Source organism: Pseudomonas graminis (assembly GCF_013201545.1).
Lineage (GTDB): Bacteria > Pseudomonadota > Gammaproteobacteria > Pseudomonadales > Pseudomonadaceae > Aquipseudomonas.
On record NZ_CP053746.1, the window covers coordinates 4,173,929 to 4,197,552 of the forward strand.

General features: G+C 58.4%; 26 protein-coding genes and 3 tRNA genes. 12 read left to right on the top strand and 17 right to left on the bottom strand.

Features of this window, described 5'->3' with window-relative positions; genetic code table 11:
- The 8 genes from FX982_RS18690 to FX982_RS18725 all read right to left on the bottom strand — a co-directional run bounded on the left by FX982_RS18690 (position 1) and on the right by FX982_RS18725 (position 7,677).
- Positions 1-1,023: an ABC transporter permease gene (locus FX982_RS18690; RefSeq protein ID WP_172611992.1), complete on the bottom strand. Its 1,023-nt coding sequence runs from the start codon at positions 1,021-1,023 to the stop codon at positions 1-3.
- Positions 1,023-2,087, bottom strand: a complete 1,065-nt coding sequence (locus FX982_RS18695; RefSeq protein WP_172611993.1) for a microcin C ABC transporter permease YejB — start codon at positions 2,085-2,087, stop codon at positions 1,023-1,025. The genes FX982_RS18690 and FX982_RS18695 overlap by 1 nt, the downstream gene beginning before the upstream one ends.
- Positions 2,087-3,955 (bottom strand): extracellular solute-binding protein, encoded by a 1,869-nt coding sequence (locus FX982_RS18700; protein ID WP_172611994.1) that lies wholly within the window; start codon positions 3,953-3,955, stop codon positions 2,087-2,089. The genes FX982_RS18695 and FX982_RS18700 overlap by 1 nt, the downstream gene beginning before the upstream one ends.
- A 211-nt stretch (positions 3,956-4,166) precedes the next feature.
- Positions 4,167-4,448 (bottom strand): peptidylprolyl isomerase, encoded by a 282-nt coding sequence (locus FX982_RS18705; protein WP_027898593.1) that lies wholly within the window; start codon positions 4,446-4,448, stop codon positions 4,167-4,169.
- A gap of 108 nt (positions 4,449-4,556) precedes the next feature.
- A complete protein-coding gene (locus FX982_RS18710) occupies positions 4,557-5,438 on the bottom strand; it encodes a triacylglycerol lipase (RefSeq protein ID WP_172611995.1) in 882 nt (293 codons plus the stop codon).
- Between the two features lie 337 nt (positions 5,439-5,775).
- On the bottom strand, positions 5,776-6,861 hold the full coding sequence (locus tag FX982_RS18715; RefSeq protein ID WP_172611996.1) for a 3-deoxy-7-phosphoheptulonate synthase: 1,086 nt from the start codon (positions 6,859-6,861) through the stop codon (positions 5,776-5,778).
- Positions 6,862-6,899: 38 nt separating this feature from the next.
- Entirely contained in the window at positions 6,900-7,052 is a 153-nt protein-coding gene (locus FX982_RS18720) for a hypothetical protein (protein ID WP_172611997.1), read from the bottom strand.
- Between the two features lie 394 nt (positions 7,053-7,446).
- Positions 7,447-7,677, bottom strand: a complete 231-nt coding sequence (locus FX982_RS18725) for a DNA-binding protein (protein ID WP_172611998.1) — start codon at positions 7,675-7,677, stop codon at positions 7,447-7,449.
- 81 nt (positions 7,678-7,758) lie between these two features.
- Here FX982_RS18725 and FX982_RS18730 point away from each other — a divergent pair, with 81 nt between their 5' ends.
- From FX982_RS18730 to FX982_RS18755, 6 genes are all read left to right on the top strand, one after another.
- Positions 7,759-8,109: a helix-turn-helix domain-containing protein gene (locus tag FX982_RS18730; protein WP_122624578.1), complete on the top strand. Its 351-nt coding sequence runs from the start codon at positions 7,759-7,761 to the stop codon at positions 8,107-8,109.
- Between the two features lie 192 nt (positions 8,110-8,301).
- Entirely contained in the window at positions 8,302-8,946 is a 645-nt protein-coding gene (gacA, locus tag FX982_RS18735) for a response regulator transcription factor GacA (protein WP_065990451.1), read from the top strand.
- Positions 8,947-10,770: an excinuclease ABC subunit UvrC gene (uvrC, locus tag FX982_RS18740; RefSeq protein WP_172611999.1), complete on the top strand. Its 1,824-nt coding sequence runs from the start codon at positions 8,947-8,949 to the stop codon at positions 10,768-10,770.
- Between the two features lie 32 nt (positions 10,771-10,802).
- A complete protein-coding gene (gene pgsA / locus FX982_RS18745) occupies positions 10,803-11,363 on the top strand; it encodes a CDP-diacylglycerol--glycerol-3-phosphate 3-phosphatidyltransferase (RefSeq protein WP_065990459.1) in 561 nt (186 codons plus the stop codon).
- A 61-nt stretch (positions 11,364-11,424) separates the two neighbouring features.
- Positions 11,425-11,500: transfer RNA gene (locus FX982_RS18750), tRNA-Gly, on the top strand.
- 45 nt (positions 11,501-11,545) lie between these two features.
- Positions 11,546-11,619, top strand: a tRNA-Cys gene (locus tag FX982_RS18755).
- Positions 11,620-11,793: 174 nt separating this feature from the next.
- Here the strand turns inward: FX982_RS18755 and sodC are convergent.
- Positions 11,794-12,312, bottom strand: a complete 519-nt coding sequence (gene sodC / locus FX982_RS18760; protein WP_172612000.1) for a superoxide dismutase family protein — start codon at positions 12,310-12,312, stop codon at positions 11,794-11,796.
- A gap of 231 nt (positions 12,313-12,543) precedes the next feature.
- On the opposite strand from sodC, the gene FX982_RS18765 reads away from it, so the two are divergent.
- Both FX982_RS18765 and FX982_RS18770 read left to right on the top strand, forming a co-directional pair.
- Positions 12,544-12,630: transfer RNA gene (locus FX982_RS18765), tRNA-Leu, on the top strand.
- A 163-nt stretch (positions 12,631-12,793) separates the two neighbouring features.
- Positions 12,794-14,020 (top strand): tyrosine-type recombinase/integrase, encoded by a 1,227-nt coding sequence (locus FX982_RS18770; RefSeq protein WP_172612001.1) that lies wholly within the window; start codon positions 12,794-12,796, stop codon positions 14,018-14,020.
- On the opposite strand, the gene FX982_RS18775 is transcribed toward FX982_RS18770, so the two are convergent.
- From FX982_RS18775 to FX982_RS18795, 5 genes are all read right to left on the bottom strand, one after another.
- Positions 14,017-14,232: a helix-turn-helix transcriptional regulator gene (locus tag FX982_RS18775; protein ID WP_172612002.1), complete on the bottom strand. Its 216-nt coding sequence runs from the start codon at positions 14,230-14,232 to the stop codon at positions 14,017-14,019. The two genes, FX982_RS18770 and FX982_RS18775, sit on opposite strands and share 4 nt — an antisense overlap.
- Before the next feature lie 21 nt (positions 14,233-14,253).
- Positions 14,254-14,511 carry a hypothetical protein gene (locus FX982_RS18780; RefSeq protein WP_172612003.1) on the bottom strand — a complete coding sequence of 86 codons (258 nt, stop codon included), beginning with the start codon at positions 14,509-14,511 and terminating at the stop codon, positions 14,254-14,256.
- A gap of 281 nt (positions 14,512-14,792) precedes the next feature.
- Positions 14,793-15,182, bottom strand: a complete 390-nt coding sequence (locus FX982_RS18785) for a DUF7694 domain-containing protein (RefSeq protein ID WP_172612004.1) — start codon at positions 15,180-15,182, stop codon at positions 14,793-14,795.
- The gene (locus FX982_RS18790; protein WP_254074819.1) at positions 15,179-15,730 is read right to left on the bottom strand and encodes an HNH endonuclease; all 552 of its coding nucleotides are present in this window, start codon (positions 15,728-15,730) and stop codon (positions 15,179-15,181) included. The genes FX982_RS18785 and FX982_RS18790 overlap by 4 nt, the downstream gene beginning before the upstream one ends.
- 100 nt (positions 15,731-15,830) lie before the next feature.
- Positions 15,831-18,020 carry a DNA cytosine methyltransferase gene (locus tag FX982_RS18795; protein WP_172612005.1) on the bottom strand — a complete coding sequence of 730 codons (2,190 nt, stop codon included), beginning with the start codon at positions 18,018-18,020 and terminating at the stop codon, positions 15,831-15,833.
- A gap of 51 nt (positions 18,021-18,071) precedes the next feature.
- On the opposite strand from FX982_RS18795, the gene FX982_RS18800 reads away from it, so the two are divergent.
- Positions 18,072-18,500 carry a hypothetical protein gene (locus tag FX982_RS18800; RefSeq protein ID WP_172612006.1) on the top strand — a complete coding sequence of 143 codons (429 nt, stop codon included), beginning with the start codon at positions 18,072-18,074 and terminating at the stop codon, positions 18,498-18,500.
- A gap of 259 nt (positions 18,501-18,759) precedes the next feature.
- Positions 18,760-19,542 (top strand): hypothetical protein, encoded by a 783-nt coding sequence (locus FX982_RS18805; protein ID WP_172612007.1) that lies wholly within the window; start codon positions 18,760-18,762, stop codon positions 19,540-19,542.
- A gap of 185 nt (positions 19,543-19,727) precedes the next feature.
- On the opposite strand, the gene FX982_RS18810 is transcribed toward FX982_RS18805, so the two are convergent.
- Entirely contained in the window at positions 19,728-20,501 is a 774-nt protein-coding gene (locus FX982_RS18810; RefSeq protein ID WP_172612008.1) for a hypothetical protein, read from the bottom strand.
- Positions 20,502-20,556: 55 nt separating this feature from the next.
- Between FX982_RS18810 and FX982_RS18815 the strand changes: the two genes are divergently transcribed.
- The gene (locus FX982_RS18815) at positions 20,557-21,204 is read left to right on the top strand and encodes a hypothetical protein (RefSeq protein ID WP_172612009.1); all 648 of its coding nucleotides are present in this window, start codon (positions 20,557-20,559) and stop codon (positions 21,202-21,204) included.
- Between the two features lie 62 nt (positions 21,205-21,266).
- On the opposite strand, the gene FX982_RS18820 is transcribed toward FX982_RS18815, so the two are convergent.
- Entirely contained in the window at positions 21,267-22,121 is an 855-nt protein-coding gene (locus tag FX982_RS18820) for a DNA adenine methylase (RefSeq protein ID WP_172612010.1), read from the bottom strand.
- Between the two features lie 25 nt (positions 22,122-22,146).
- Positions 22,147-23,160: a nucleoid-associated protein YejK gene (gene yejK, locus FX982_RS18825; protein WP_172612011.1), complete on the bottom strand. Its 1,014-nt coding sequence runs from the start codon at positions 23,158-23,160 to the stop codon at positions 22,147-22,149.
- Positions 23,161-23,264: 104 nt separating this feature from the next.
- On the opposite strand from yejK, the gene FX982_RS18830 reads away from it, so the two are divergent.
- Complete coding sequence (locus FX982_RS18830; protein ID WP_172612012.1) at positions 23,265-23,474, top strand: hypothetical protein; 210 nt, start codon at positions 23,265-23,267, stop codon at positions 23,472-23,474.
- Positions 23,475-23,624 lie beyond the last annotated feature (150 nt).

Here is a 23,624-nt window from a genome sequence, read left to right on the forward strand (position 1 = left end):
TCAGGACCTCGGGTCGAAGGCATCCCGCAGGGCCTCGCCAATAAACACCAGCAGCGACAGGATCAGCGCCAGTGTGAAAAATGCCGTGAAGCCCAGCCATGGCGCCTGCAGGTTCTGCTTGCCCTGGGCAATCAGCTCGCCCAGTGACGCGCTGCCGGCGGGCATGCCGAAGCCGAGGAAATCCAGCGCGGTCAGCGTGGAAATCGCCCCGGTGAGGATGAACGGCAGATAACTCAGGGTGGCGTTCATCGCGTTGGGCAGGATGTGCCGCAGGATCACTTTGCGATCATCCAGCCCCAGCGCCCGCGCCGCTTTGACGTATTCCAGATTGCGCCCGCGCAGGAATTCGGCGCGCACCACGTCCACCAGCGCCAGCCACGAAAACAGCGCCATAATCCCCAGCAGCCACCAAAAATTTGGCTCGACGAAGCCCGACAGGATGATCAGCAGGTACAGCACCGGCAGACCGGACCAGACTTCCAGCAGGCGCTGACCGATCAAATCCACCCAGCCGCCGTAATAGCCCTGCAATGCGCCGGCGGCGATGCCGATCAGCGCACTGATGAAGGTCAGCGCCAAGGCAAACAGAATCGACACCCGCGCGCCGAAAATGACCCGGGCCAGCACGTCCCGAGCCTGATCGTCGGTGCCCAGCCAGTTGATCGAGGAGGGCGGGCTTGGTGCGGGTTTGTTCAGGTCATAGTTGGGTGTGTCATCGCTGAACGGGATCGGCGGAAACAGCATCCAGCCGTCGCCCTTGCTGATCAACTGGCGCACGTAATCGCTGCGGTAATCCGGCTGAAACGGCAGCTGGCCGCCGAATTCCTGCTCGGTGTGGCGCTTGAAGGCGGGGAAATACAGCTCATGCTGATAACTCAGCACCAGGGGTTTGTCGTTGGCAATCAGCTCGCCGCATAGGCTGAGGATGAACAGCCCACAGAACAGCCACAACGACCACCAGCCCCGGCGGTTATTGCGAAAGCGCTCGAAGCGACGGCGTGCCACCGGAGACAGTCTGCGCATCACGCATTCCTCGCGCTGAAGTCGATTCGGGGGTCAACCAGGGTGTAGCAGATGTCCCCGACCAGCTTTATCAGCAACCCGAACAGCGTGAAGATGAACAGCGAACCGAACACCACAGGGTAATCCCGTGACACCGCGGCTTCGTAACTCATGCGGCCGAGGCCATCGAGGGAGAAGATCACTTCGATCATCAACGAACCTGCAAAGAACACACTGATGAACGCCTGGGGGATGCCGGCAACGATCAGTAGCATGGCGTTGCGGAACACGTGGCCGTACAGGACGCGCCGCTCGCTCAGGCCTTTAGCGCGGGCGGTGACCACGTACTGGCGGGTGACTTCGTTCAAGAAGAAGTTTTTGGTCAGGATGGTCAGCGTCGCGAAACCGCCGATCACCAGTGACGTCACCGGCAACACCAGGTGCCAGAAGTAGTCGGCGATCTTGCCCAGGGTGCTCAATTGATCAAAGTTTTCGGACACCAGCCCGCGCACCGGGAACCAGCTCAGCGAGGTGCCTCCCGCGAATAGCACCACCAACAGCATGGCGAACAGAAAGGCCGGCATCGCGTAACCGATGATGATTGCCGTGCTGCTCCAGATGTCGAAGTGGCTGCCGTGCTTGACCGCCTTGCGGATGCCCAGGGGTATCGACACCAAGTAGGTAATCAATGTGGCCCATAGCCCCAGTGAGATAGAGACGGGCATTTTCTGCAGGATCAGGTCCGTCACCTTGGCGCCGCGAAAGAAGCTGTTGCCGAAATCCAGCTGCGCGTAGTTCTTCAGCATCAGCCACAAGCGCTCATGCAAGGGTTTGTCGAAGCCGTATTGATGCTCGATTTCCTTGATCAGCTTGGGGTCAAGCCCGCGACTGGCCCGGGACTGCCCGGCGTTCATGGTTTCGGTGTGGCCTGCGCCAATGGTGCCGCCGGCGACGCCTTGCAGCTTGGCGATGGCTTGCTCGACCGGGCCGCCGGGCGCGGCCTGTACGATGAAGAAGTTCACCAACAGAATGCACAGCAGCGTCGGAATGATCAGCAGCAGGCGCCTCATCAGGTAGCCGAGCATTACTTGACCTCCGAGGGGATGGCCGAAGCGCCCCGTTGTCGGGCGAACTCTTCGTTGGTCAGTGCCTGGGGGCTGACTTCCCACCAGGTGTCGATGGCCTCACTGTTGCTGGCCTGCACCTTGGGAATGCCGAAGCGGTTCCACCACACCGTGGACGAGCCGGGCGGGTAATAGTTGGGAATCCAGTAGAAGCCCCACTGCAGCACCCGGTCCAGGGCATGGGCGTAATCGATCATCGCGGGCTTGCTGTCGGCCTTTGCCAGGCCCTCGATCAGCGTGTCGACTGCCGTGTCGCGCAGGACCATGTAGTTGCTGGAGCCGGAATCGGTCGCGACTTTCGAGCCGAAGTTGTTGTACAGCTCCATGCCGGGGGAGGTCGAGACGCCGTAGCCGGTGACGATCATGTCGTAATCCCGGGCCATGACCCTGTTCAGGTACTGTGCCGAGTCGATGCGGCGGATTTCGAAATCGATGCCGATCTGCGCCAGATTGCGCTTGTAGGGCAGCAGGATTTTCTCGAAGCCGCTCTGGCCGTTGAGAAAAGTAAAACTCAACGGTTCGCCCTGGGTGTTGACCAGCTTGTCACCCTGGGGCATCCAGCCTGCTTCTTCGAGCAACGCAAGGGCCTGCAGCTGTTTGTCGCGGATGAAACCGCTGCCATCGGTTTTCGGGGTCTGGAACACCGTGGTGAAGACTTCCGGCGGCACCTGACCGCGCAGCGGCTCAAGAATCTTCAGCTCGGACTCGGTGGGCAGCGCTGTCGCCGCCAGATCACTGTTGGAGAAGTAACTGTTCTGGCGCACATAGACGTTGCGCATCATCTGTTTGTTGGTCCACTCGAAGTCCCACAGCATCGCCAGCGCCTGACGCACGCGACGGTCCTGAAATTTCGGACGGTCCAGATTGAAGATAAAGCCCTGGGAACTCTGCACCGCGCCCTTGGCCAGGTGCGCCCGCTGCAGACGGCCTTCGGTCAACGCCGGGCCGTCATAGCCGATGGAATAACCGGTGGCGGAATATTCACGGTTGTAATCATAGCCGCCACCGCGCAGCACCTGACGGGCGACATCGGTGTCGCCGAAATACTCGACGCTGAAATGATCGAAGTTGTACTGGCCGCGATTGACCGGCAGGTCCTTGCCCCACCAGTCGGGGTTGCGCTCGAAGGTGACGCTGCGACCCGGGTCGACCTTGCCGATGCGATACGGGCCGCTGCCCACCGGGATCTCGAAGCCGCCGCCGTTGGCGAAGTCGCGGTCCTTCCACCAATGTTCGGGAAATACCGGCAGCGAGGCCAGATCCAGCGGCAGGGTGCGGCTTTCGCTGCTTTTGAAATCAAAGCGGATCTGCGTCGGCGACTCGACTTCCACGCCTTTGACGTCTTGAAACTCGGTGCGATACGACAGGCTGCCCTGGGTCATCAGCAGGTTGTAGGTGTAGCGCACGTCTTCGGCGGTGATGGGCGAGCCGTCGGAGAATTTCGCTTTAGGGCTCAGGTAGAAACGCAATGACATGCCGTCGGCAGCGCGCTCCATTTTCTCTGCGATCAGGCCATACACGGTGTAGGGCTCGTCCAGCGACTTGACTGCCAGGGGCGAGTAAAGCAAGCCATTGACCTGGGAGACGCCGGTGCCTTTGTCGAGGTACGGCATGATGTGATCGAACTGGCCGATTTCCTGCGCCGAGCGGCGCATGCTGCCGCCTTTCGGGGCGGCGGCATTGACGTAATCGAAGTGTCCGAAATTAGCCGGATAGCGCGGCGCCTCACCGTAAACGGTCAACGCGTGTTGCGGGGCGGCGGACAAAACCTGAAAACCAGAAACGAAGACGAGTGTTGCGACCATCAGCGATGACAAAACAAAACGCATTGCACGAATCCTGACTGACATTGGCGAGCAACATCAGGGTTGAAGGTCATGACGGCGCGGGTGGCCGGTCCGGTTTTTTATTGATTACCCCGGTGGCAAGGTACCGCAAAGCCGGAGTCTTTGTAACCGGACAATACAGCTCTGGAGCAAGGATTCGATAAACAAACGGCCCGCTTTCAAGGGCGGGCCGTTCGTGCAGCAGCGCGGAGGATCAGTCCTGGCGGCTGGTCACTTCCAGCAGGTGGTAACCGAACTGGGTTTTCACCGGGCCCTGGACGACGTTCACCGGTGCGCTGAACACCACGGTGTCGAATTCCTTGACCATTTGACCGGGGCCGAAAGAGCCGAGGTCGCCGCCTTGACGGCTGGACGGGCAGCTGGAGTTCGATTTTGCGACTTCGGCAAAATCAGCGCCGCCTTCGATCTGCGCCTTGAGTTCGTTGCACTTCTCTTCGCTGGATACGAGGATGTGGCGGGCAGTGGCTTTGGCCATGGGGTTGACTCCTGTGAAAAAAAAAGAAACGAGCGTACCGGAATAAGGGCCGCGTTTCCCGAGAAAGTTCAGGCGCCTTTGTCTTGCCGTGACAGACGACATCGTCGCTCAAAGACCTTTGCTGAACAGCAGACCGGCATGTTCAACGTACAGCTTTACCGGATCGACCTGCTTGCGCACCAGACCGGCGCTCTGATTGATCGAGTCCACATGGTCCATCGGGTAGTCGGAGCGGATCACCTTGCCCAGGTGGGAGCTGAAGCGGCCGACCAGACCGTCGTTGGATGCAGTCTCCTTCTCAAACAGCAGCGCGTAACTGCGCAACGCCAGGTGCAGGGGGTCTAAGGCATTGCGGCCTTCGGAAAACAGTGAGCCGTCGATGCAGCCGCTCCACGAGTAATAGTGAACGCCGTTGACCCGTTCAGCGCCTTCGCCGCCCCACGTCGATGGCAGCCCTTGGGAATACTTGCGGTTGAACACCGCGACGCCCTCGGTCGTCAGCGCATCCAGCGCCTGAACCGGGTCTTGGGGAAGGTCCGAGTTGCCGCTCAGCAGCGCAAGGAAGTGAGCGAAACCTGCAGTCATCCGCGAAGCCACGGCTTCAGGCATCTCCCCGGGCGTCAGAGCCCGGCGCACCCGGTCTGCTACCTCCGAGCCGCGATTGGGGCCGCTCACGGAAGTGACCGACGCCACGATGTCGGGGCGCAGCGCGGCAGCATAGCGTGAGGTCAACGCGCCCTGGCTATGTCCGATCAGGTTGACCTTTAGGTAACCGGTGCGGCGCAGGAAGCGTTCGATCTGATCAATCAACTGCTCGCCGCGGGTTTCGTTGTCGTGGACGCCAGACAACGCCGGCACGTGAACCCTGCAGCCAGCTTTCTCCAATGCCTGAGGGATGGCATGGAACATTTCAGCGTTGCCGATCCGGTCAAAACCGAACAAACCGTGGACCAGCAAGAGGGGGTACTTGGTGGTGACTTCCTTGTACATGTCGATCACTCCTTGGATATAAAAGAAGGATCGAGCTTAACCAGCGAAAGTCATGGGCGGAGGGGGTCGCGGGGTGTGGCCATGCGCCGGTTAGTGCAGGCTGTGGGGAGCGTTGCACCGCTTCAGGCCTTTTGTTCCGGAGAGGCTGGAAAAGGCGCTGGCGCTGCGGTGCAAATACACCCGGCGCGCGGGGCGCTTTCCCACGACGGGCGTCTTCGCTGCCACGGGCCGCCGCTGATGGCGACGACGATTAGGCGGGAAGCCGGCGACATGGCCGGCACCGGCTTCCTGTTTGCAGACGTTACTGGAAAGGCGGCTGGACACGTAACTGCATGAGTTACCTGTAGCGCAGTTTGTTCACGGCATCGCGCAGCAGGTCCTCGGTGGACGCCCAACCCAGGCACGCGTCCGTCACCGACACACCGTATTTAAGGGAAGCACTCAGCGGCTGGCAGCCTTCGAACAGATGGCTCTCCAGCATCATGCCGATCAGTGTTCGGTCGCCGGCCAGCCGTTGCTGCAGCACGTCGTTGAACACGGCCGGCTGACGCAGCGGATCCTTGCCGCTGTTGGCGTGACTGCAATCGACCATGATGCGGGCGGCCATGCGGTGCTTCGCCAGGCTGGCATTCACCGCTGCAACGCTCTCCGCGTCGTAGTTGGGACCGCCGTGACCGCCCCGCAGTACGATGTGGGTGTCCGGATTGCCCGACGTCTCGACGATCGCTGGGTGGCCCTGGGAGTCCATGCCGAAATGGCGGTGGGCGTGGGCCGCCGAGCGAATGGCGTCGCAGGCCACGGAGATGCCGCCGTCGGTGCCATTCTTGAAGCCCGTGGGCACGCCGAGGCCGCTGGCCATTTCCCGATGGATCTGCGATTCGGTTGTCCTTGCGCCAATCGCCACCCAACTCAGGACGTCATCGAAGTAACCCGCCGCCATTGGTTGCAGCAGCTCTGTGGCGATCGGCAGGCCGAGCCGGACCATTTCACGCATCAGCTGCCGCGACAGGGCCAGGCCCTCGGCCATGTCGTCACTGCCATCCAGCGCGGGGTCGTACGCGAGGCCTTTCCAGCCGACCGTGGTGCGGGGCTTCTCGACATAAGCGCGCATCACCAGCAGCATCTGGTCGCTGACTTCGGCGGCCAAGCGCGCCAGGCGCTCGGCGTATTCGAGGGCGGCGTGGGGATCGTGGATCGAGCACGGGCCGACAACGACCAGCAGGCGCGAATCTTCACCGTTGAGAATGGCGCGGATCGAATGGCGGTGGGCAGCGACCTGGGCTGTCTGGGCAGCATCCAGCGGCAGCTGATGTTTCAGCGCGAACGGCGTGGGCAGGCGTTTCGGGGCAGGGCGGCTGTCATCCAGGATGACGGCGCCGGACGGAAGATCGATGAGGGTATTGCTGACGACGGGCGAATTCATGTGCTGGCTTCCTGGTCGGCGGGTAGTCCCGCGCGGACCTACTGGGGTGTTCGACAATTGGCCGGATTGGCTGTGAGCAGGGCGATGCCACCTGTCAGTGACCGATCGGAGGCGGCAGGCTGTCCCGAACGGAGGTTGCTAAATCGCCAGGCGAGGTCGGTGTCGTTGCGGTAATAGTGGTTGCGGTTCATGTGTTGCTCCTCGAATCAATCAGTCAGAAATGTGTGGCCCAGAAAAACAAAACCCCCGGTCGGGAAGCCGACCGGGGGTGAGAGTTATCTCTGGTGGGCGTCCCGAAGTTCAGGGCGCCGTGTGGGTATCAGGCGCGCCAGTGGCTAAACCAATACCCATAAAAATAAGAAGCAGGAGCGTTAGACGTCGTCGCATTCCAGGCAGCCGCACGCTCAGCCAGACGTGAACCGTCTGCGGCGCTGAACAGCTGGGTGGAAAGGGAAGGCAACATGGTCTGTCTCCGTGGAATGCCGCCGAGCTTACTTCAGACCCGTCGGGTTCTTCAATTGGAAATTGCAATGGAAGTGATTGGGGCCCTATAAGAAGCAATGCTTAAAGCGGCAACAAGCCAATTCAGTCCTCGGGCAATTCCGAAGACCCGGCTTCATGGGGTATCACGCCGATCTTCATTCCCAGCAGCACCGCGACTTTGTGCGACTCGCCCCGGCGCCCCTTCTTGCGCCCGGATAACACTTGATAGGTTGTCGCCGGGTCCACGTTGTGCTCCCTGGCAAACTCTTGAACTGATTTGCCTTGCTGTTCCAGCCATGCCTTGGCTTGTGCGGCAGTACGGATTCCGGGCATAGTTCAAAACCGTTCAAGTTCGTTCAAATTATTTCGATTCTATCACTCAAAAGAGTGGTGTCAACAAGGCTATGCATCCAAATGAGTGGAATAGGTGCCCGAATTAGGGAAGAGCGCGAGCGCTTGGGGCTTTCACAGCGCGCATTCGGTGAAATAGGTGGCGTGGAAGCCAACGCTCAGGGCAAGTACGAAAACGGTGAACGCACCCCCAAGGCTGATTATCTTGCCCGCGTTGCACCTCGCGGTGTTGACGTGTTGTACGTGCTGACGGGGTCTCGTACGCCGGTGCCCATCGTCGGTCTGAGCGAAAACGAGGAGTGGATGGTGGGCAGTTATCGCACGCTGGGCAAGGAAGAGCAGGATGCCATCTGCCGGTTGACTACCACCCTGGCGGAATACCAGAGCAGCTACGCCCCAGACAAGAAGCCATAGGGCATTTCGAGCGATGCAGCGGTCGGGCGTTTGAAGATTTTTATCAAGTTTTTGGGTCGATGATGATAGTTTGTCGGCATCGTTACAGATCATCTGGCACACATGCACAAGCAGTGCTCCAGAGCAGGTCGCTTACTTTCTTTTTGTTAACGTGGCGGGTAGTCGTCATGAATTGCTCGGTGAGGTGTCTGCTTGATTAGGGTGCTGGTTGTCGATGACCACGATCTGGTTCGGACAGGTATCACGCGCATGTTGGCCGACATTGAAGGCTTGCAGGTGGTGGGACAGGCCGAGTCCGGCGAAGAGTCGTTGCAGAAGGCCCGCGAGCTGAAACCCGATGTCGTGCTGATGGACGTCAAGATGCCCGGCATCGGCGGGCTGGAAGCCACGCGCAAACTCATCCGCAGCCACCCCGACATGAAGGTGGTGGCGGTCACGGTGTGCGAAGAAGACCCGTTTCCCACACGGCTGCTGCAAGCCGGCGCGGCGGGATACATGACCAAGGGCGCCGGTCTGACCGAAATGGTTCAGGCCATTCGCCTGGTGTTCGCGGGGCAACGCTACATCAGCCCGCAGATCGCCCAGCAACTGGCGCTCAAGTCGTTCCAGCCGCAGACCAGCAACTCGCCGTTCGATCTCTTGTCCGAGCGGGAAATCCAGATTGCCCTTATGATTGTTGGCTGCCAGAAAGTGCAGACAATATCCGACAAGCTCTGCCTGTCCCCCAAAACCGTGAATACCTACCGGTACCGCATATTCGAGAAGCTGTCGATTAGCAGTGACGTTGAGCTGGCCCTGCTGGCCGTTCGTCACGGCATGGTCGACGCCAGCGCATAAATGACCCAACCGTTTGATCCCAGTGCTTTTCTGTCCACCTGCAGTGGCCGCCCCGGCGTATATCGAATGTTCGATATCGACGGCAAGCTGCTGTACGTCGGCAAGGCCAAGAATTTAAAGAAACGGCTCGCCAGCTATTTCCGCAAGACCGGCCATGCCCCGAAAACCGGTGCGCTGGTCGCGCGGATCGCCCAGGTTGAAACCACCATCACCGCCAACGAAACCGAGGCGCTGCTGCTGGAACAAACCCTGATCAAGGAGTCGCGTCCGCCGTACAACATCCTGTTGCGCGACGACAAGTCCTACCCCTATGTGCACCTGTCCGACGGCGAATTTCCCCGGCTGAGCATTCATCGTGGTGCCAAAAAGGCCAAGGGCCGCTACTTCGGGCCTTACCCTAGCGCCGGTGCGATTCGCGAAAGCCTGAGCATTCTGCAGAAGACCTTCCATGTTCGTCAGTGCGAAGACAGCTTCTACAAGAACCGCACCCGGCCTTGCCTGCAGTATCAGATCAAGCGCTGCAAGGCGCCCTGCGTGAACCTCGTCGAGCCTCAGGTCTACAACGAGGACGTGCGTCACTCGGTGATGTTTCTTGAGGGGCGCAGCAATGCGCTCACTGACGAGCTCAACGCGCTGATGGAAAAGTCGGCCATGAACCTCGATTTCGAGCATGCGGCTGAGCTGCGAGATCAGATCGGGCTGCTGCGCCGTGTTCAGGACCAGCAGAGCATGGACGGCGGCACCGGCGACGTTGACGTGGTGGCGGCGTTCGTCAATCCGGGCGGCGCCTGCGTACACCTGATCAGCGTACGTGGCGGGCGGGTGCTTGGCAGCAAGAACTTCTTCCCCCAGGTCGGTATCGAGGAGGAGGTGGGCGAGGTCATGTCCGCATTCCTGGCTCAGTATTTCCTGGGCGGCGGCGAGCGCGAATTGCCGGGCGAAGTCATCGTCAACGTGGTCGGCGAGGATTTTCCGGCGCTGATCGACGCAATTGATGCTTCGCGCGGCCGCGAAATCATCATCAGCCATCGGGTGCGTGGCACTCGTGCGCGCTGGCAGCAACTCGCCGTGACCAATGCCGAGCAGGCGCTGATGGCGCGGCTCGCCAATCGCCAGCACGTCACTGCGCGTTTTGAGGCGTTGGCTCAAGTGCTCAAACTCGAGGAGCCGCCGCAGCGTCTGGAATGCTATGACATCAGCCATTCCAGTGGCGAAGCCACGGTGGCGTCGTGCGTGGTGTTCGGGCCCGAGGGTCCGATCAAATCTGATTACCGCCGCTACAACATCGAAGGCGTTACGGCGGGAGATGACTACGCCGCCATGCACCAGGCGCTCACCCGTCGCTTCAGCAGAATCAAGGACGGCGAAGGCAAATTGCCGGACATCCTCCTGGTGGACGGCGGCAAGGGCCAGTTGAGCATGGCCCGTGACGTGATGAACGAACTGGCCATACCCGATCTGATTCTATTGGGTGTCGCCAAAGGTGCTACGCGCAAAGCCGGTTTCGAAACGCTTTACTTGAATGACGCGGCCCATGAGTTCACCCTCAAGGGCGATTCCCCCGCGCTGCACCTGATCCAGCAAATCCGCGACGAGGCGCACCGGTTCGCGATCACCGGGCACCGTGCGCGGCGTGGCAAAACCCGTCGCACTTCAACCCTGGAAGGGGTGGCAGGCGTAGGCCCGACCCGTCGTCGCGATCTGCTCAAGCACTTCGGTGGCCTTCAAGAATTGTCCCGGGCCAGCATCGAAGAAATCGCCAAGGCGCCGGGAATCAGCAAAAAGCTCGCAGAGTCGATTTATGCAAACCTGCACAGCGAGTAGAATGCTCGCTCACCTCGTAGCCAGTTGTGCCGATGAATATCCCTAATCTGATCACCGTATTACGTGTCCTGCTGATTCCGATCTTCATTCTGTTGTTCTATCTGCCGTACCACTGGAGCTACATGGCTGCCAGTTCGGTATTCGCACTGGCAGCCGCGACCGATTGGCTGGACGGTTACCTGGCCCGACGTCTGGAGCAAAGCACGCCGTTCGGCGCCTTTCTCGATCCGGTGGCCGACAAACTGATGGTGGCCGTTGCGCTGGTATTGCTGGTGCAAGCTCACGCCAACCTCTGGCTGACCCTGCCAGCTGCCGTGATCATCGGGCGCGAGATCGTCATCTCCGCTTTGCGCGAGTGGATGGCTGAACTGGGTGCTCGGGCACAGGTGGCCGTATCAAATCTGGGCAAATGGAAAACCGCTGCGCAGATGCTCGCGCTGGTCATTCTGCTGGCCAATCCCCCTGCGTTCACCTTTTGGGTTGTGTTGGGTTACGTGCTGTTGATGATCGCGGCGGGCCTGACGCTGTGGTCGATGGTGCAGTACCTGCGGGCCGCATGGCCGCATCTGCGCACGACCACCGATGAAAAATAAGTATTTTTAAATCAAGGGGTTGACGGGGTCATTTGAGTGTATAGAATGGCGCCCACACAAAGCGGGAATAGCTCAGTTGGTAGAGCACGACCTTGCCAAGGTCGGGGTCGCGAGTTCGAGTCTCGTTTCCCGCTCCAGTTTGTATGCGTTTAGCGGTAGTGGTTGGATCGTTGAGCGTTTGAGGCCGAGTAGCAAAATGGTTATGCCGCGGATTGCAAATCCGCTTACGCCGGTTCGATTCCGACCTCGGCCTCCACATTTAAAGCCCGTAAGATCAACGTCTTACGGGCTTTTTTGTGGGTTGCGTTTGGTGAATTGCTTCCGCAACTCCAACTATCGCACCCGCAACACGCCAAGAAACGATAGCCCGCATCCCAGCCCACTCTTCTCCATTACCGGGTCAGCTGACGCCAAGCGCGCTTTAGCTCGATCAGATAACACCGCACGCCATGCGATCACCGCCACCGCCCAATGGCATAGGCTTGTCGGAGTGGTTGTCGCCGCCGACATGGATCATGAGCGCGTGACCTTTGATGTCGGAAATCTTTTTCAGGCGGGGTGCGAGCACTGGATAGTTGGCCACCCCATCAGCGTTGACGTAGACCGCGGGCAGATCGCCCAGGTGGCCATCGCCGTATGGCCCCAGATGCTTGGCGGTGCTGGCCGGGTCAAAATGGCCGCCTGCTGCGAGTGCCGCGACTTTTTTGCCGTCTTTCATGCCCGAATCGCAACTCGCCTTTTCGTGCACATGAAAACCATGAATCCCGGCGGGCAGCGATTTTAGCTCGGGGGTAAACACCAACCCGTAAGCGGTCTCGCTGATGGTCACCTCGCCAACAGGCTGTGGGGCGCCGTCAGCGCTCACCAGGTTCATTGGGACATTGAGCGACGCCGCCTGAGCGCTCACCGTAAATGCTCCAATCAGGCCAAGCCACAAAGCGGATTTCATAGACACCTCATTTAATTCTTCGAAGAAAGTAGCAAGACAGCCGCACAGAGGGTTGCCCTGTGTGGGGAGAGAGCATAGACAAGCTATCGCCCTTGCGACGACAAACAAACGTAACCAATTGAATCCGAAAGCTTTGAACTTGCCTCCAGGGCCCGGGGTGTATATATTCCCCACTCTTGTCGGCTGGCCTCGCGATACGACGCGCGAAGGTCAAGGCTGATATGTGCTACCGCCCTGATGGTGAAATTGGTAGACACACCGGACTTAAAATCCGTCGTCCGAAAGGATGTGCCGGTTCGACTCCGGCTCGGGGCACCATATTCGATTCTCATGCCCTCTCAGGCATGCTCAGAAAACCCCGCTGGCGCAGGCCACGCGGGGTTTTCTGTTCTTAGGCATCCGCAACTCTTCTCACGCCTGCTCAGAATTTTTAGTACATTTACCAGCACATACTCAATTCGATTAATCTGGTGATGTACTAATGCCCCTCACTGACACTGCCGTCCGGCAAGCGAAGCCCCGCGACAAGGACTACAGCCTCACTGACTCGGCCGGGCTGTCGCTCTTCGTTGCTGCAAAGGGCGCGAAGTCGTGGCATTTTCGGTTCTCCTGGCACGGCCGCCAACCGCGCATCTCCCTCGGCACCTACCCTGAAGTCAGCCTCAAGCAAGCACGCGAACGCCGGGACCAGGCCCGCTCGCTCATAGCAAAAGGAGTAGATCCGCGATCCGCCCGGCGTGAAGAAAAGCTGACCGCCAGCACCGGTGCAGTGAAAACCTTCGAAGTTGTCGCTGAAGAATGGCATGCCTTCAAGTCACCGCGCATGACGGCGGCCCGGAAAGGCGGTGCAACTCAATCGCGCATGTACTTGGACAAAGACCTCATTCCGTCGCTAGGCAAGTTGCCGATATCTGATATCCGTCGCAGCGATGTGCTGTCGACCATGCGAAGGGTTGAGGCCCGGGGCGCGTTGAATGTCGCGAGGAAGTGCCGCTCGTGGCTGAATGAGATATTCCGGTTCGCGATCGCCTCCGGCTACATAGAGCACAACCCTGCGTCCGACCTGGACATCGTCGCGGTGAAGGAGCCGCCCGAGAAGCACAACCCGATGCTTCGGCTGGCTGAGCTTCCCGAGTTTCTCAATGCGCTGCGGACATTCACCGGCGCCGAGTACACGCGCAGCGCGGTGAGGATATTGCTGTTGACCGGCGTTCGCACTGGCGAGCTTCGGTTCGCTACCCGCGATCAGTTCGACCTGGACGGCGGGCTGTGGACGATTCCGCCCTCAGGCGTGAAGCAGTTGCAGAAGCTTATTCGAGGAAAAGATGGGGCAAAGGTGCCGCCTTATCTGGTGCCGCTGTCGCGGCAGGCGGTGGAGGAGATACGCAACGTCATGGAAATGACCGGCGCTTACACACTGCTACTGCCGGGCCGAAGTGACCCGGCAAAGCCGATAAGCGACGGAACGGTCAACATGGCGCTTAAGCGTATGGGATATGAGGGCCGACTGACCGGGCACGGGATCCGCGCGACGATTTCGACTGCCCTGAACGAGATGGGGTACAACGAGGACTGGATCGAGGCGCAGCTGTCGCACGCAGGATCAAGCAAGATCCGGAAGACGTACAACCATGCCGAGTACGTGGAACAGCGGCGGGAGATGATGCAGAACTGGGCTGACTACCTGGACAAGGTCGAGGCCATTTAAGGCACGCGCTTGCGCGCCTCAGCCTTGCTTGCCGCCCATTGCTCGACCTCTGAGCGTATCCAGGCAACAGCTTGTTCGCCGACCTTCGCCTGGCGGGGGAATCTCCCGCCGACGGCCATGCGGTAAATGGTTGCGGTGCTGAGCCCGGTGATGCGCCGCACCTCCGGCAAGCGGATGTACTCGATTGGTTCGACTTTTTGAGCTGTGTTCATGTTGGCTACTCCGTCCGGGGTCTATACGTGGTTCAGGGGTTGTGCGGCAACCCACTTAATCAGGCAGGCCTCGTCATCCTCGTGGTGCTTCAGTTGGCTCCAGCTCAGGCCTTGAATGATGCCGAGGATTTCGCAGGCGTTCATCCCGCCGCGTTCGGCCAGCCGCTGCAAAGACTGGCTGTGATTGCGCAGCGCCTGCTTCTCGAATGGCTGCAGCAGTCGCATCGGAATCTGCTTGATGTTAACGCCGCGCATGACGGGCATGTTTTCGATGAACATGAAAATTCCTCACCCGCCGTGCACCGGCAGGCATGTGGATAGATGGGGAAGGGGTTAGTCCAGCAGGTCTGGCGGTGGGCGCTTGGCCCGGCGAAGTGGAAGGTTGTGCTTCGGAAAAAAATTGCGCCGCGCTGACAGCCAAGCCTTGTAAGCCCAGCCACTGCGCGAGCTGTAGGGGTACGATTCGTCGATAGCCTTGCTGATAGCTGCAGCATCCATGCCTTCAGCCTTGCATCGCGAGTAAACGGAATCCATACGCTGCCAGCTTTCTGTGTACCAGGTCATGACCGCGACCACTTGAACGCGACCGGCTCGGGCGGAAAGAACAGGTGCCGCATGTTGGCGACGTTCAAGATGTCGACGTCCGCAGGGAAAACCTCCAGCGCGTCCTTATTGCCTCTGCCGCACTCACGCTTCAGTTGCATCAGTTCATCCCAAGTGATTTTGTCTACCCAGCTTTCACTGTTGTGATGTGCCCGGCACACGCTCATACGCTGGAAATCCCTGGGCTCGCTGTATATCTGGACGAGAAAACCGCGTGATCTCCAGACCTCGATCAGATCCGGCGGGCCGAGATTCGGCCACCGCTTGCGCGGCACAAGTTGAAGCGAGGACGGTTGCTTGGCGTTTTCCTTGGCGAGAATGCGCCGCTGGTTTCGAGATGGCTTCATAACGTCACTGTCTCGAAATAGAACACCACAGGTGCCGCCGTCTCGACGACCAGGCCGTATGCCTTTGCCAGTCGGTAGATGGGGTGGTATAGGTTCAGGCTGTTGACGTGCCGGGCAATCCACGTGCGCCAAACCTCAAGACTCTGGCTGCCTTTGCTTATGTTGCAGGGCGCGCAAGCCGGCATCATGTTCCCGATGTGGTCGTTCTCAGGCCTGAGCGGTTTCCCGGCGTCCAGCCGCCATGTGCCGTTGGCATTTTGCTTTGGGATCAACTCCCGCGTGACAGGCTCCAAATGGTCAGCGTGCCAACGGCCACCAAGTTCGATTCCACAATATGTGCAGCGGCCGCCGTATTTCATGCGGACCTGCTCGCGCTCCAGCTTTTTCAGGCGCACAGATATCTCCTCGCTGCATACGCAGCAGGCAATGGGGGTGTGAAACGAGCTCTCTTGGGAGTCGGGCGCCATGACGAGCGCAGCGTGTTGAGCGCGCAGACCATCGAGCATTACTGTCAGCGCATCGTCGACTCGGATTAGCAAATCAGCCAACCGAGAAATTCATGAAGCGACTCACCAATCTGGTCAATCTGCTTGTTGCCGTGCTAGCCGTCATCGAGTCGCTTGTGCGTTTGGGCTGGCTGTGAGCAAGTTACGCTGCGGCTGCCTGCTCTGCCGCCACTCGCCAAGGATCGTTCGCGCGGGCGAGGGCGGCCATCGGCGGCGGGCTGACGCTGTTGCCGCACATGTGGACCTGCTCCGTCTTCGTGAATGGCTTGCCGTCTGCGCCATGGGTGATGATGTAGTCCGGCGGAAAGCCCTGCGCCCGGTACAACTCGGCCGGTTGCAGCATCCGCAGTCGGATGTCGACGATCACGTAGGGCGTGCCCTTGACCATGACGGTGACCAGGCCGAGACGATCCTTTGTGGTGATCGTCGGAGCGGGCTGGTCGCAGCTGCTCATGTTCTCCGTGCCGTAGTAACTGATCAGGAAGGCGGCAACACGCAACGCTCCTTCTTCGTGCTCTGGCGACAACTCAAAGCTGACCAGCGAACTCTTGCCTCCGCCGCCGGCCGTGATGGTCGGTGCGGGTTCATCCAGGTGCTGGCCAACACTGGCGCCAAACTGACGCTCTATGAAAGCGGTGACGAGTCCGTGGTGTGTGCCGCCGGCGCTGACCGTGTGGAGTGGATCGGCGGCTGCGCGGGCGTCGCAGTTGCCACGCAGGTGCAGGAGGTGCGCCGTGGCGAGCATGTGGTGCTGCCCGGTCGTGAGCGTAGGTACCGGTCCTTCGATATCTGAAGGGGCGTGGCCGGTCGTGTTGGTGACCAGCGTTGCCGTCACCAGCTGTTGCTGGCTGCCAGTGTTCGTCACTGTGGTTACCGGGTCCTCAAGACTTTTCGCGACAGTGGTGTTGAATCCGCCGTTCATCTGCGCCATGAAAGCGGTGGCGATGCCCATGGCGTGCGCGGCGCCGGCAGGACGCTGGTAGTTGCCGCCGCTAGTGATGGTTGGCAGCGGTTCGTCCAGCGATTTGCCCTCGTCGTTGAATCTGAACTTCACCAGGTGCGCCGCAGCGAGTGCGTGCTTTATGCCTCCAGCGACGACGGTCCCCAGCGGCTGATCCAATCCCGGCACGCGCGGTTGCTGGCCCGCGCGCTCCCCGTAGCCGGTCTGAACCAGCGTAGGACTGATCAATGTCAGTTCGCCGCGGTTGGCGCAGGTCACAGTCGGCAGCGGCTCAAGTGGATCGTTGATACGGTCACTGCCCTGATGCGTGGCCGGTGCGATGATTGGGCTCACCACCGAGAACGCCCCGCCTTTCGGGTAAGACGTCACGGTGCGCAGCGGCTCGTTCAGCGACTGTACCGTCTCAGTCGACCAGTTCGCGATCGGCACAATAAACGGGGCAGGGTGGTCGATGACGAACTTCCTCATGCCCTTGGCGATTCGGCGTTTGGTGGCGTCGGCCAGCTCATCCTTGCGGCCGAAAATGCTCTTACCCAAATCGCTGAAGTCGATGCACTCGGCGGCGGTGCGGTACTTCAGCTGGCCCTTGCCGGGCTTCTTCGCGTGGGTCGGCTCCGGCCAGACGATCGGCAGTCCGTCGCACCGAGCGATCATGAACAGGCGTTCCCGGTTGGTGGGCGCGCCGAAGTCGCACGCCTTGATCACTTGCCACTCGACCACGTAACCGTGCTGCTCCAGCAGCTCCACGAAACGTTGCCACGTGCTGCCTTTGCGCTTGGGGTTTGGGACCAAGAACTGCTCACCGACAGGAACGATCTCGCCGGGTTCAGCAACTACCTTCACCAGCACTTCTTTGCCCTTTTTGTTCACGCCTGGCACCAGCTTGATGATGCGGCCGGTCGCTTTGTCGCGCTTGGCGATCAGCGGGCCCCATTGCAGGATCTGCTTCACGTTTTCCAGACTGATGACTCGAGGCTTCTTCTTGCCTGCCCACTTCAGCCCGATCCACGACAGGTTGCGGATCTCGCGCTTACGCGGCTGTCCGCCGGCGGCCTGGCTGTGATGGGTGCAGTCCGGCGACATGTGGAACCAGCCCACCGCCTTTCCGCCGCACTCGGTGTCCGGATCACCATCGAACACGTCGGTCGTGAAATGCTTGGCGCCCGGGTGGTTGATGGTGTGCATGCTGATCGCTTTGGCACTGTGGTTCTTCGCCACGCTGACCTTGCGACCGAGGCCCATCTCCAGCCCGGTACCGGCGCCGCCACCGCCGCAGAAGAAGTCCACGACGATCTCATCGTCTTGCGGGTCGAAGCCTAGGCCGTACTGAGTTTTGAAATCGAGGGGGTGTTTCTTCTGATGTGCGGACATAGGGGATCCTCGCGGGTATATTGCGATTTGGAATTTCTGAGGGGGAAAAGGATGTTGCCGAATTACGTGCAGTACCGCGTCGAGCTGTTTAAGCACCGGCGAGATGCCAATGCTCTACGCAAAAGCGAGCCGCCGGACAGCGAGCAATCTTACGAAAGCGGTGAAATGGCGGACTATGTTCGAAGGTGGGAGCTTTCTGAACAGTGGAGAGCTTCGATACAAACCAGTTATTACCGTAGAAAAGCCGAATCACTCCTAGTGCAAATGCCTGACGAGTCAGATTCATCTTTTTTTTCCCGTGTCGATTGGGATGTCCACCCTGACGAACCCTACTATCTGACGCCGCTTGGATTGCGAACGGTTAGGGATTTAATAAGAGCAGAGCAAAAGCAACGCAGAGAGTCGGTAGGGTATTGGTTCGGCATGGCCGTGGGTTTAATCGGAGCGGTTACCGGGTTGGTTTCTGCTTTCAAAGGCTGACGCAACCGCTGCAGAAACACGCGATGGCGTCTTCGGGGTCGGCCAACATGTCGAATTGGGGGGCGGAGTAATCTAGCTTATCCTGATACCTCGCGCCGGCCGAAGCGCAACAGCGCCGTCGCTGGTCACCCCGGTTGGTGACACCGCGGCTGAAAGCTAACTGGAGTCATTTCGAACATCTCGAAAGCGTGACATAACGTATCCTCGCTTCTCGTACCCACAATATCGGTCGGCTGAAATCACTGAACTAGGAATTTTAATGAAAAATGGACGTTGTGGTCTCTGTAAAAAGGACGGAATTCTGCACAATAGCCATTTGGTGCCCAAAGCGGTGTACAAGCTTGTACGTGATCCGAAAAGCCAAGGTGGTAGTTCACCTTTGAAAGTCGATACTTCCTTGCGCAAAGCAGGTAGGACGGATAAACAGGTTACCGCTCATTTTCTATGTGGTGCCTGTGAAATAAAATTTTCCAAATTTGGTGAGACCCCGGCGTCGAAACTTTGGGGGAATTTCTTTGATTTTCCTATGCTTGACCTTTTAATTAGGCAAGGGCCGTCCGCCCATCATCAGCGGAGAGCTATTTATGCTACGGCTGATGTGCCGATTAATATAGTGGATTCACTTTATTACTTTGCTTTAAGTGTTGTGTGGCGAGCAGCTGTATGGCCTACGACTTTTGCAAAAGTGAATAGCTGTAAGGGAGCCATGCTTCCGCCAGTACTGACTGCTATCGAAGAATTTTTGCTAGACCCGAAGGGAAGGGTAAGTGATATCTTCATGGTCGTGGATGTCAATACACATAAGGCGTTGAACGGGATATTTTCTTTCCCTGCTCGAATTAAGGCTGCAGAGGTAGAAGGGTTTCAGTTCGACTTACTTGGTTTTCGATTTATGGTGTTCCTTGGGCCTGTTTTCCCGAGTGAAATTCAGTTGCTCATGCACAGTTTTGATCGTGATATTTTATTTACAACTTCCAACCACATGGATAGTAGCGCTACCAAGCAAATAGCGAAATATTTATATGAAAATGACATAGATTAGGTGAGCAGCTTACGTATCATCTCGTGCACTCGCCGACCAGAATCTGATGCTGCTGGGTCATGGTTCGATTCCATGCGATTTATGCAGGGTTGTGGATGTGACGTTATGGCAGGCCGGGCAACTGATCATCGAACGGTCATTAGTCCGTCGTAATGAGCATTGATGCGCTGCCGACGATCCACTGATCACATGCTGGCTACTATGTCGGCTTCAGCAATTTCGCAGAAAAAGGAGCAGGTTGGAATCTTCTCGTTCCGCCGTACCGGCCCGTCGCCCAAGTTCCTTAGCGAGAAACGCTCATTGGTAATGCGGTTTCTGTGAAGGTACGAGCCTGGGCCCAGCAGGTCCTGCAAGTGGCAGAGCGATTCGAACTGTTCTGGGAAGTCTTCACGGATGGCTCGGAAATATCCTTCTCCGCCTTTCACACAGCCGATGCAGTTTGCGTTGTCGTAGCCAAGTCGGTACATGAAGGGCAGTTTGATACCAGCTCGTTCGACCATCGCCTTGCAGTCTTCCTTGCCCAGCCCGCGATCGATCAGCGGCGCTATGACAGCGCGATCAGGATTCCGCTCTCGGAAGGTGTCCAGCCGATCCTGCTCTTCGGCGGTGTAGCCAAACACCATTACGTCGCCTGGTTGCTTCCATGCATCGAGTAACCGGCGCTTGAGCAGCTTGGTGCAAGGGGCTCCAAACTGATTTTTCACGTAACGCTCGCGCCGGAAAACTTCGTTAATATCGGCGCCGTATTTGGTGTCACGCAGAACCGTGATCGGCCTGCCGAACCAGGTTTCACAGTCAGCGAGGAATCGCCGATTGTCTTCGTGCTCGTTGGCAATGAAGGCATTGATGATCTGCACGTCATGCGTGCCGCCGTAGTCGGCGAGTGCCAGCCTGGATGCGACCGCAGATGCAGCGCCGCAGCTGAACTGGCAGACGATTCTCGTTGATTCTGTGGGCATAGTACGTACCTAGGATTATGATGGGCCGACAGGTCCAATAACCATGGAGTAAGGTGTGAAGTACGAAACGTCAGTTGTTTATCTCGAACAGATCCCAAAAGTGGTCGTTGATACCGGGTTCGATTGGTCGAATCTCTGGACCTTCTTAGGTACAATCTGCATCTTTATGCTTGGTACTTATCTTACTATTCGGAATTTCAATAAGACTGTACAAAGTCAAGAGAAAGTGGCTGCTCAGAACTTTACCCTTCAGCGAGATGCGGTAGCTACTCAGGAACGAATAGCCAACCAGAATTCTTTAAAGGCAAGTCGCCAGGACTGGATAAACGATCTGCGTAACACGTGCGCGGCCTATATAGCTGAAGCGCTTAATGTCCAGCGACTTAATATTTACTGGGAGTCTGCTCAGCCCAAATATCGCTTGTACTCGCGGACAGAGCCATCAATTGCTCATCAAATGCATGCCGACTGGGCCGCATCTCACGTACAGGCGATGAAAGACTTGATAAGTTTGAAGTCCAAAATTGAGTTGCTTATTAATCCTGATGAGACGGATTCGAAGGAACTTATGAAGGCGGTTATTGAGCTGTACTTTGAGTGCGACCGGGCTGCCGGTTCCGCCAAGAAACTCGCTGAGAGCGTAGTTTACTGGTGTCAGCATATACTCAAACAAGAGTGGGAAAAAGCTAAAGCTGGAAAGTGACGCCGCTTTCAGGACACTAATGTCCGCCAGTGGCGTGTTTCAAGGTTGGATAGGGTTACGGCTCACACGCGTTCGCCGAGATCCAGACCGAGCTGACTTACTCGCTCCGCACAGGCCGGGTTCAGCCAGATGCACTCGGTCCGGTTTGCGGTGCCACGCCCTGCGGATATCCGCGCAGATGTGCTGTAACAGCTCCAGTCCGTAAGCAGCTCGCTATAAAGCTCGCTCGGGTAACCGGAAAGAACGACCATTCCTTCTAGCTCGAGCAAAACGCCGAGCAGCTTGCTGTGTTCTTCGTCGTCCATCTCATGCCGGTAATACCGTCCAGTCGATGCGCCCTTGTACCTGGTGTCGTGCAGGTAAGGCGGGTCGACGTAATGCAGTGTCGTCGCTGCGTCGTGTGCGGTGATGACCTCAATGGCAGGCCTGTTCTCGATCAAGACGCCGGACAGCCTTTGACCAACCGCCGCGAGCGAGTCGGGGTATTCGGCCCAGAGTGACTGGGCGGTGCCATACTGACGCTTCGTGTCTATGCGAAAGCCGGTGACACCCTTCGTCGCGCCGGCTGAGCCGAACCCCATCTGTGCGCGAATGATCGTCCGCCGGGCGCGCTCAATCGTATCGCTGGCCGGCTCCCACGAAAGCTCAAACTCGGCTCGCGAGTAGGGCGTCAGCACCAGTCGCTCGACAAGCGCCGTCCGCGTTGCTGGGTCTTGAAGCACCCGGAACAGGTTCACGATGTCCCCATCCAGGTCGTTGTAAACCTCGGCGTAGGACCGCGGTTTCTGCATGAGTACGCCGGCAGCGCCGCCGAATGATTCGACGTAGCAGGTATGAGGGGGGAAGTGCTGCAGCACCCACGGTGCGAGTCTGAACTTCGCGCCGTGGTAGCGAATTACAGGAGCAGAGATGGTCATGGCAGTCCTTGAATCTGCTCCACGGTTACCGCTCTAAACTGGCGCGCTTGATTTGATCGGTCAGAAGAGTCGGCACGCCGTTAATGACGAGCGTGTCATCGTTCTTGTCGTACTTCACCTTCGTGCCAAGCAGGTGCGCTTCAAAGCTGATGGACAGCCCTTCCACGCGCCCGGTGAAGCGTTGGAATCGGTTGAGCGTTCGCTTATCGGCAGGGATCGCCGGGGACAACCCATAGTCCTTGTTGCGGATATGGTCGTAAAAAGACCTGGGTTTATCTTCATCCACCAGCCCCGACAGTTCCTCAAGGATGATTGGCTCGCCCAATTTGGTCTGACTCATCGCATAGTCCACCAGGGTGCGTGTCTTCTCCCGCGCCGCCTCTTCAGGCAGATCCTCGTTTTCCACAAAGTCGCTGAACGCCCTGAGCAACGTACGGGTTTCGCCAGGAGCATCGATGGCTTCCTGACAGCCGATGAAGTCACGGAAGTATTCCGTAGCTTTCCTGCCGTTTTTGCCCTTGATAAACGAGATGTACTGCCGAGACGCCGGATTGTTCTGCCATTCGGACAGGTTGATCCGCCCGGCCAGGTGGAGGTGATCGAGGTCGAGATATTTAGCTGTGATGGTCCGGAGGTCTTCGCCAACTGCGATGCCTTCCGATTGCTGAATAACCGCAATGGAAAGGTACTCGGTCATGCCCTGCTGATAGTGCACGAAGAGGACGTGCCCTCCGATGGCGAGGTTTGATTCTTCCATCAAGTGCTGCAAATGCTCGACGGCAACCAGGCTGAACTCTTGAAAGCTGATCTCATCGGCGATGTACTTGCTCAGCCAGCCCCGGAGCGGGTGCGCGCCGGACTCCGCGTGGAACAGGCCCCAAGCCTTACCTTGCTTAGCGTTGTAGCTCTCGTTCAAACGCCATAACAGATCTTCATTTGATTGAGACTCGAGCAGCAGTTCGCTCGCTGCATGCAGCACGGCGGGGGCCCCGTCGGGCTTTTTGTCGATCATGTGCATGATGATTTTGCGGATTGGCATTTCAATTACCTCAGGCGAGTTGATGCCTCCGAAGGTTCGGTGGCGAATTGGTTGGTAGTGGGCTATACGATTGGTCCGGTATTGGGCCGGATATAGGAGTGATGATGGACGATCAGAAATTTCTGGATGAGTACACAAAACTCACCGGAGAGATGCACGAGAAACTAACAGCGTCCAACGATTTTGTCGCGAACGCTGATCCTGGTCGCCCAGGTTGGGATGAAGAATTTCGTATAATTCAAGAAGAGCTCGCACACGCGATCTTTGAAGTAGAGGAAATGTGGAAGCGCCTCCGGGGAGGTCGTCCCAAATAATCGTGTCACGCTTAGGAGGTCCAACCGCTCTGGTCACGGATGATATTTTTCAACGACGCGGTCAAGAAACGCTCGCGCCACGATCCGTGATCTCAACACCTGGCGCGAGCTGAGTACAGGACTCGCGTCACCATCAAAAGATGACTGCTC

Bases quoted from the DNA above. Each gene is read 5' to 3' on its own strand.
- FX982_RS18690 (WP_172611992.1), bottom strand. From the start codon at position 1,023: ATGCGCAGACTGTCTCCGGTGGCACGCCGTCGCTTCGAGCGCTTTCGC.
- FX982_RS18695 (WP_172611993.1), bottom strand. From the start codon at position 2,087: ATGCTCGGCTACCTGATGAGGCGCCTGCTGCTGATCATTCCGACGCTG.
- FX982_RS18700 (WP_172611994.1), bottom strand. From the start codon at position 3,955: ATGCGTTTTGTTTTGTCATCGCTGATGGTCGCAACACTCGTCTTCGTT.
- FX982_RS18705 (WP_027898593.1), bottom strand. From the start codon at position 4,448: ATGGCCAAAGCCACTGCCCGCCACATCCTCGTATCCAGCGAAGAGAAG.
- FX982_RS18710 (WP_172611995.1), bottom strand. From the start codon at position 5,438: ATGTACAAGGAAGTCACCACCAAGTACCCCCTCTTGCTGGTCCACGGT.
- FX982_RS18715 (WP_172611996.1), bottom strand. From the start codon at position 6,861: ATGAATTCGCCCGTCGTCAGCAATACCCTCATCGATCTTCCGTCCGGC.
- FX982_RS18720 (WP_172611997.1), bottom strand. From the start codon at position 7,052: ATGAACCGCAACCACTATTACCGCAACGACACCGACCTCGCCTGGCGA.
- FX982_RS18725 (WP_172611998.1), bottom strand. From the start codon at position 7,677: ATGCCCGGAATCCGTACTGCCGCACAAGCCAAGGCATGGCTGGAACAG.
- FX982_RS18730 (WP_122624578.1), top strand. From the start codon at position 7,759: ATGAGTGGAATAGGTGCCCGAATTAGGGAAGAGCGCGAGCGCTTGGGG.
- uvrC (WP_172611999.1), top strand. From the start codon at position 8,947: ATGACCCAACCGTTTGATCCCAGTGCTTTTCTGTCCACCTGCAGTGGC.
- pgsA (WP_065990459.1), top strand. From the start codon at position 10,803: ATGAATATCCCTAATCTGATCACCGTATTACGTGTCCTGCTGATTCCG.
- sodC (WP_172612000.1), bottom strand. From the start codon at position 12,312: ATGAAATCCGCTTTGTGGCTTGGCCTGATTGGAGCATTTACGGTGAGC.
- FX982_RS18770 (WP_172612001.1), top strand. From the start codon at position 12,794: ATGCCCCTCACTGACACTGCCGTCCGGCAAGCGAAGCCCCGCGACAAG.
- FX982_RS18775 (WP_172612002.1), bottom strand. From the start codon at position 14,232: ATGAACACAGCTCAAAAAGTCGAACCAATCGAGTACATCCGCTTGCCG.
- FX982_RS18780 (WP_172612003.1), bottom strand. From the start codon at position 14,511: ATGTTCATCGAAAACATGCCCGTCATGCGCGGCGTTAACATCAAGCAG.
- FX982_RS18785 (WP_172612004.1), bottom strand. From the start codon at position 15,182: ATGAAGCCATCTCGAAACCAGCGGCGCATTCTCGCCAAGGAAAACGCC.
- FX982_RS18795 (WP_172612005.1), bottom strand. From the start codon at position 18,020: ATGTCCGCACATCAGAAGAAACACCCCCTCGATTTCAAAACTCAGTAC.
- FX982_RS18800 (WP_172612006.1), top strand. From the start codon at position 18,072: ATGTTGCCGAATTACGTGCAGTACCGCGTCGAGCTGTTTAAGCACCGG.
- FX982_RS18805 (WP_172612007.1), top strand. From the start codon at position 18,760: ATGAAAAATGGACGTTGTGGTCTCTGTAAAAAGGACGGAATTCTGCAC.
- FX982_RS18810 (WP_172612008.1), bottom strand. From the start codon at position 20,501: ATGCCCACAGAATCAACGAGAATCGTCTGCCAGTTCAGCTGCGGCGCT.
- FX982_RS18820 (WP_172612010.1), bottom strand. From the start codon at position 22,121: ATGACCATCTCTGCTCCTGTAATTCGCTACCACGGCGCGAAGTTCAGA.
- yejK (WP_172612011.1), bottom strand. From the start codon at position 23,160: ATGCCAATCCGCAAAATCATCATGCACATGATCGACAAAAAGCCCGAC.
- FX982_RS18830 (WP_172612012.1), top strand. From the start codon at position 23,265: ATGGACGATCAGAAATTTCTGGATGAGTACACAAAACTCACCGGAGAG.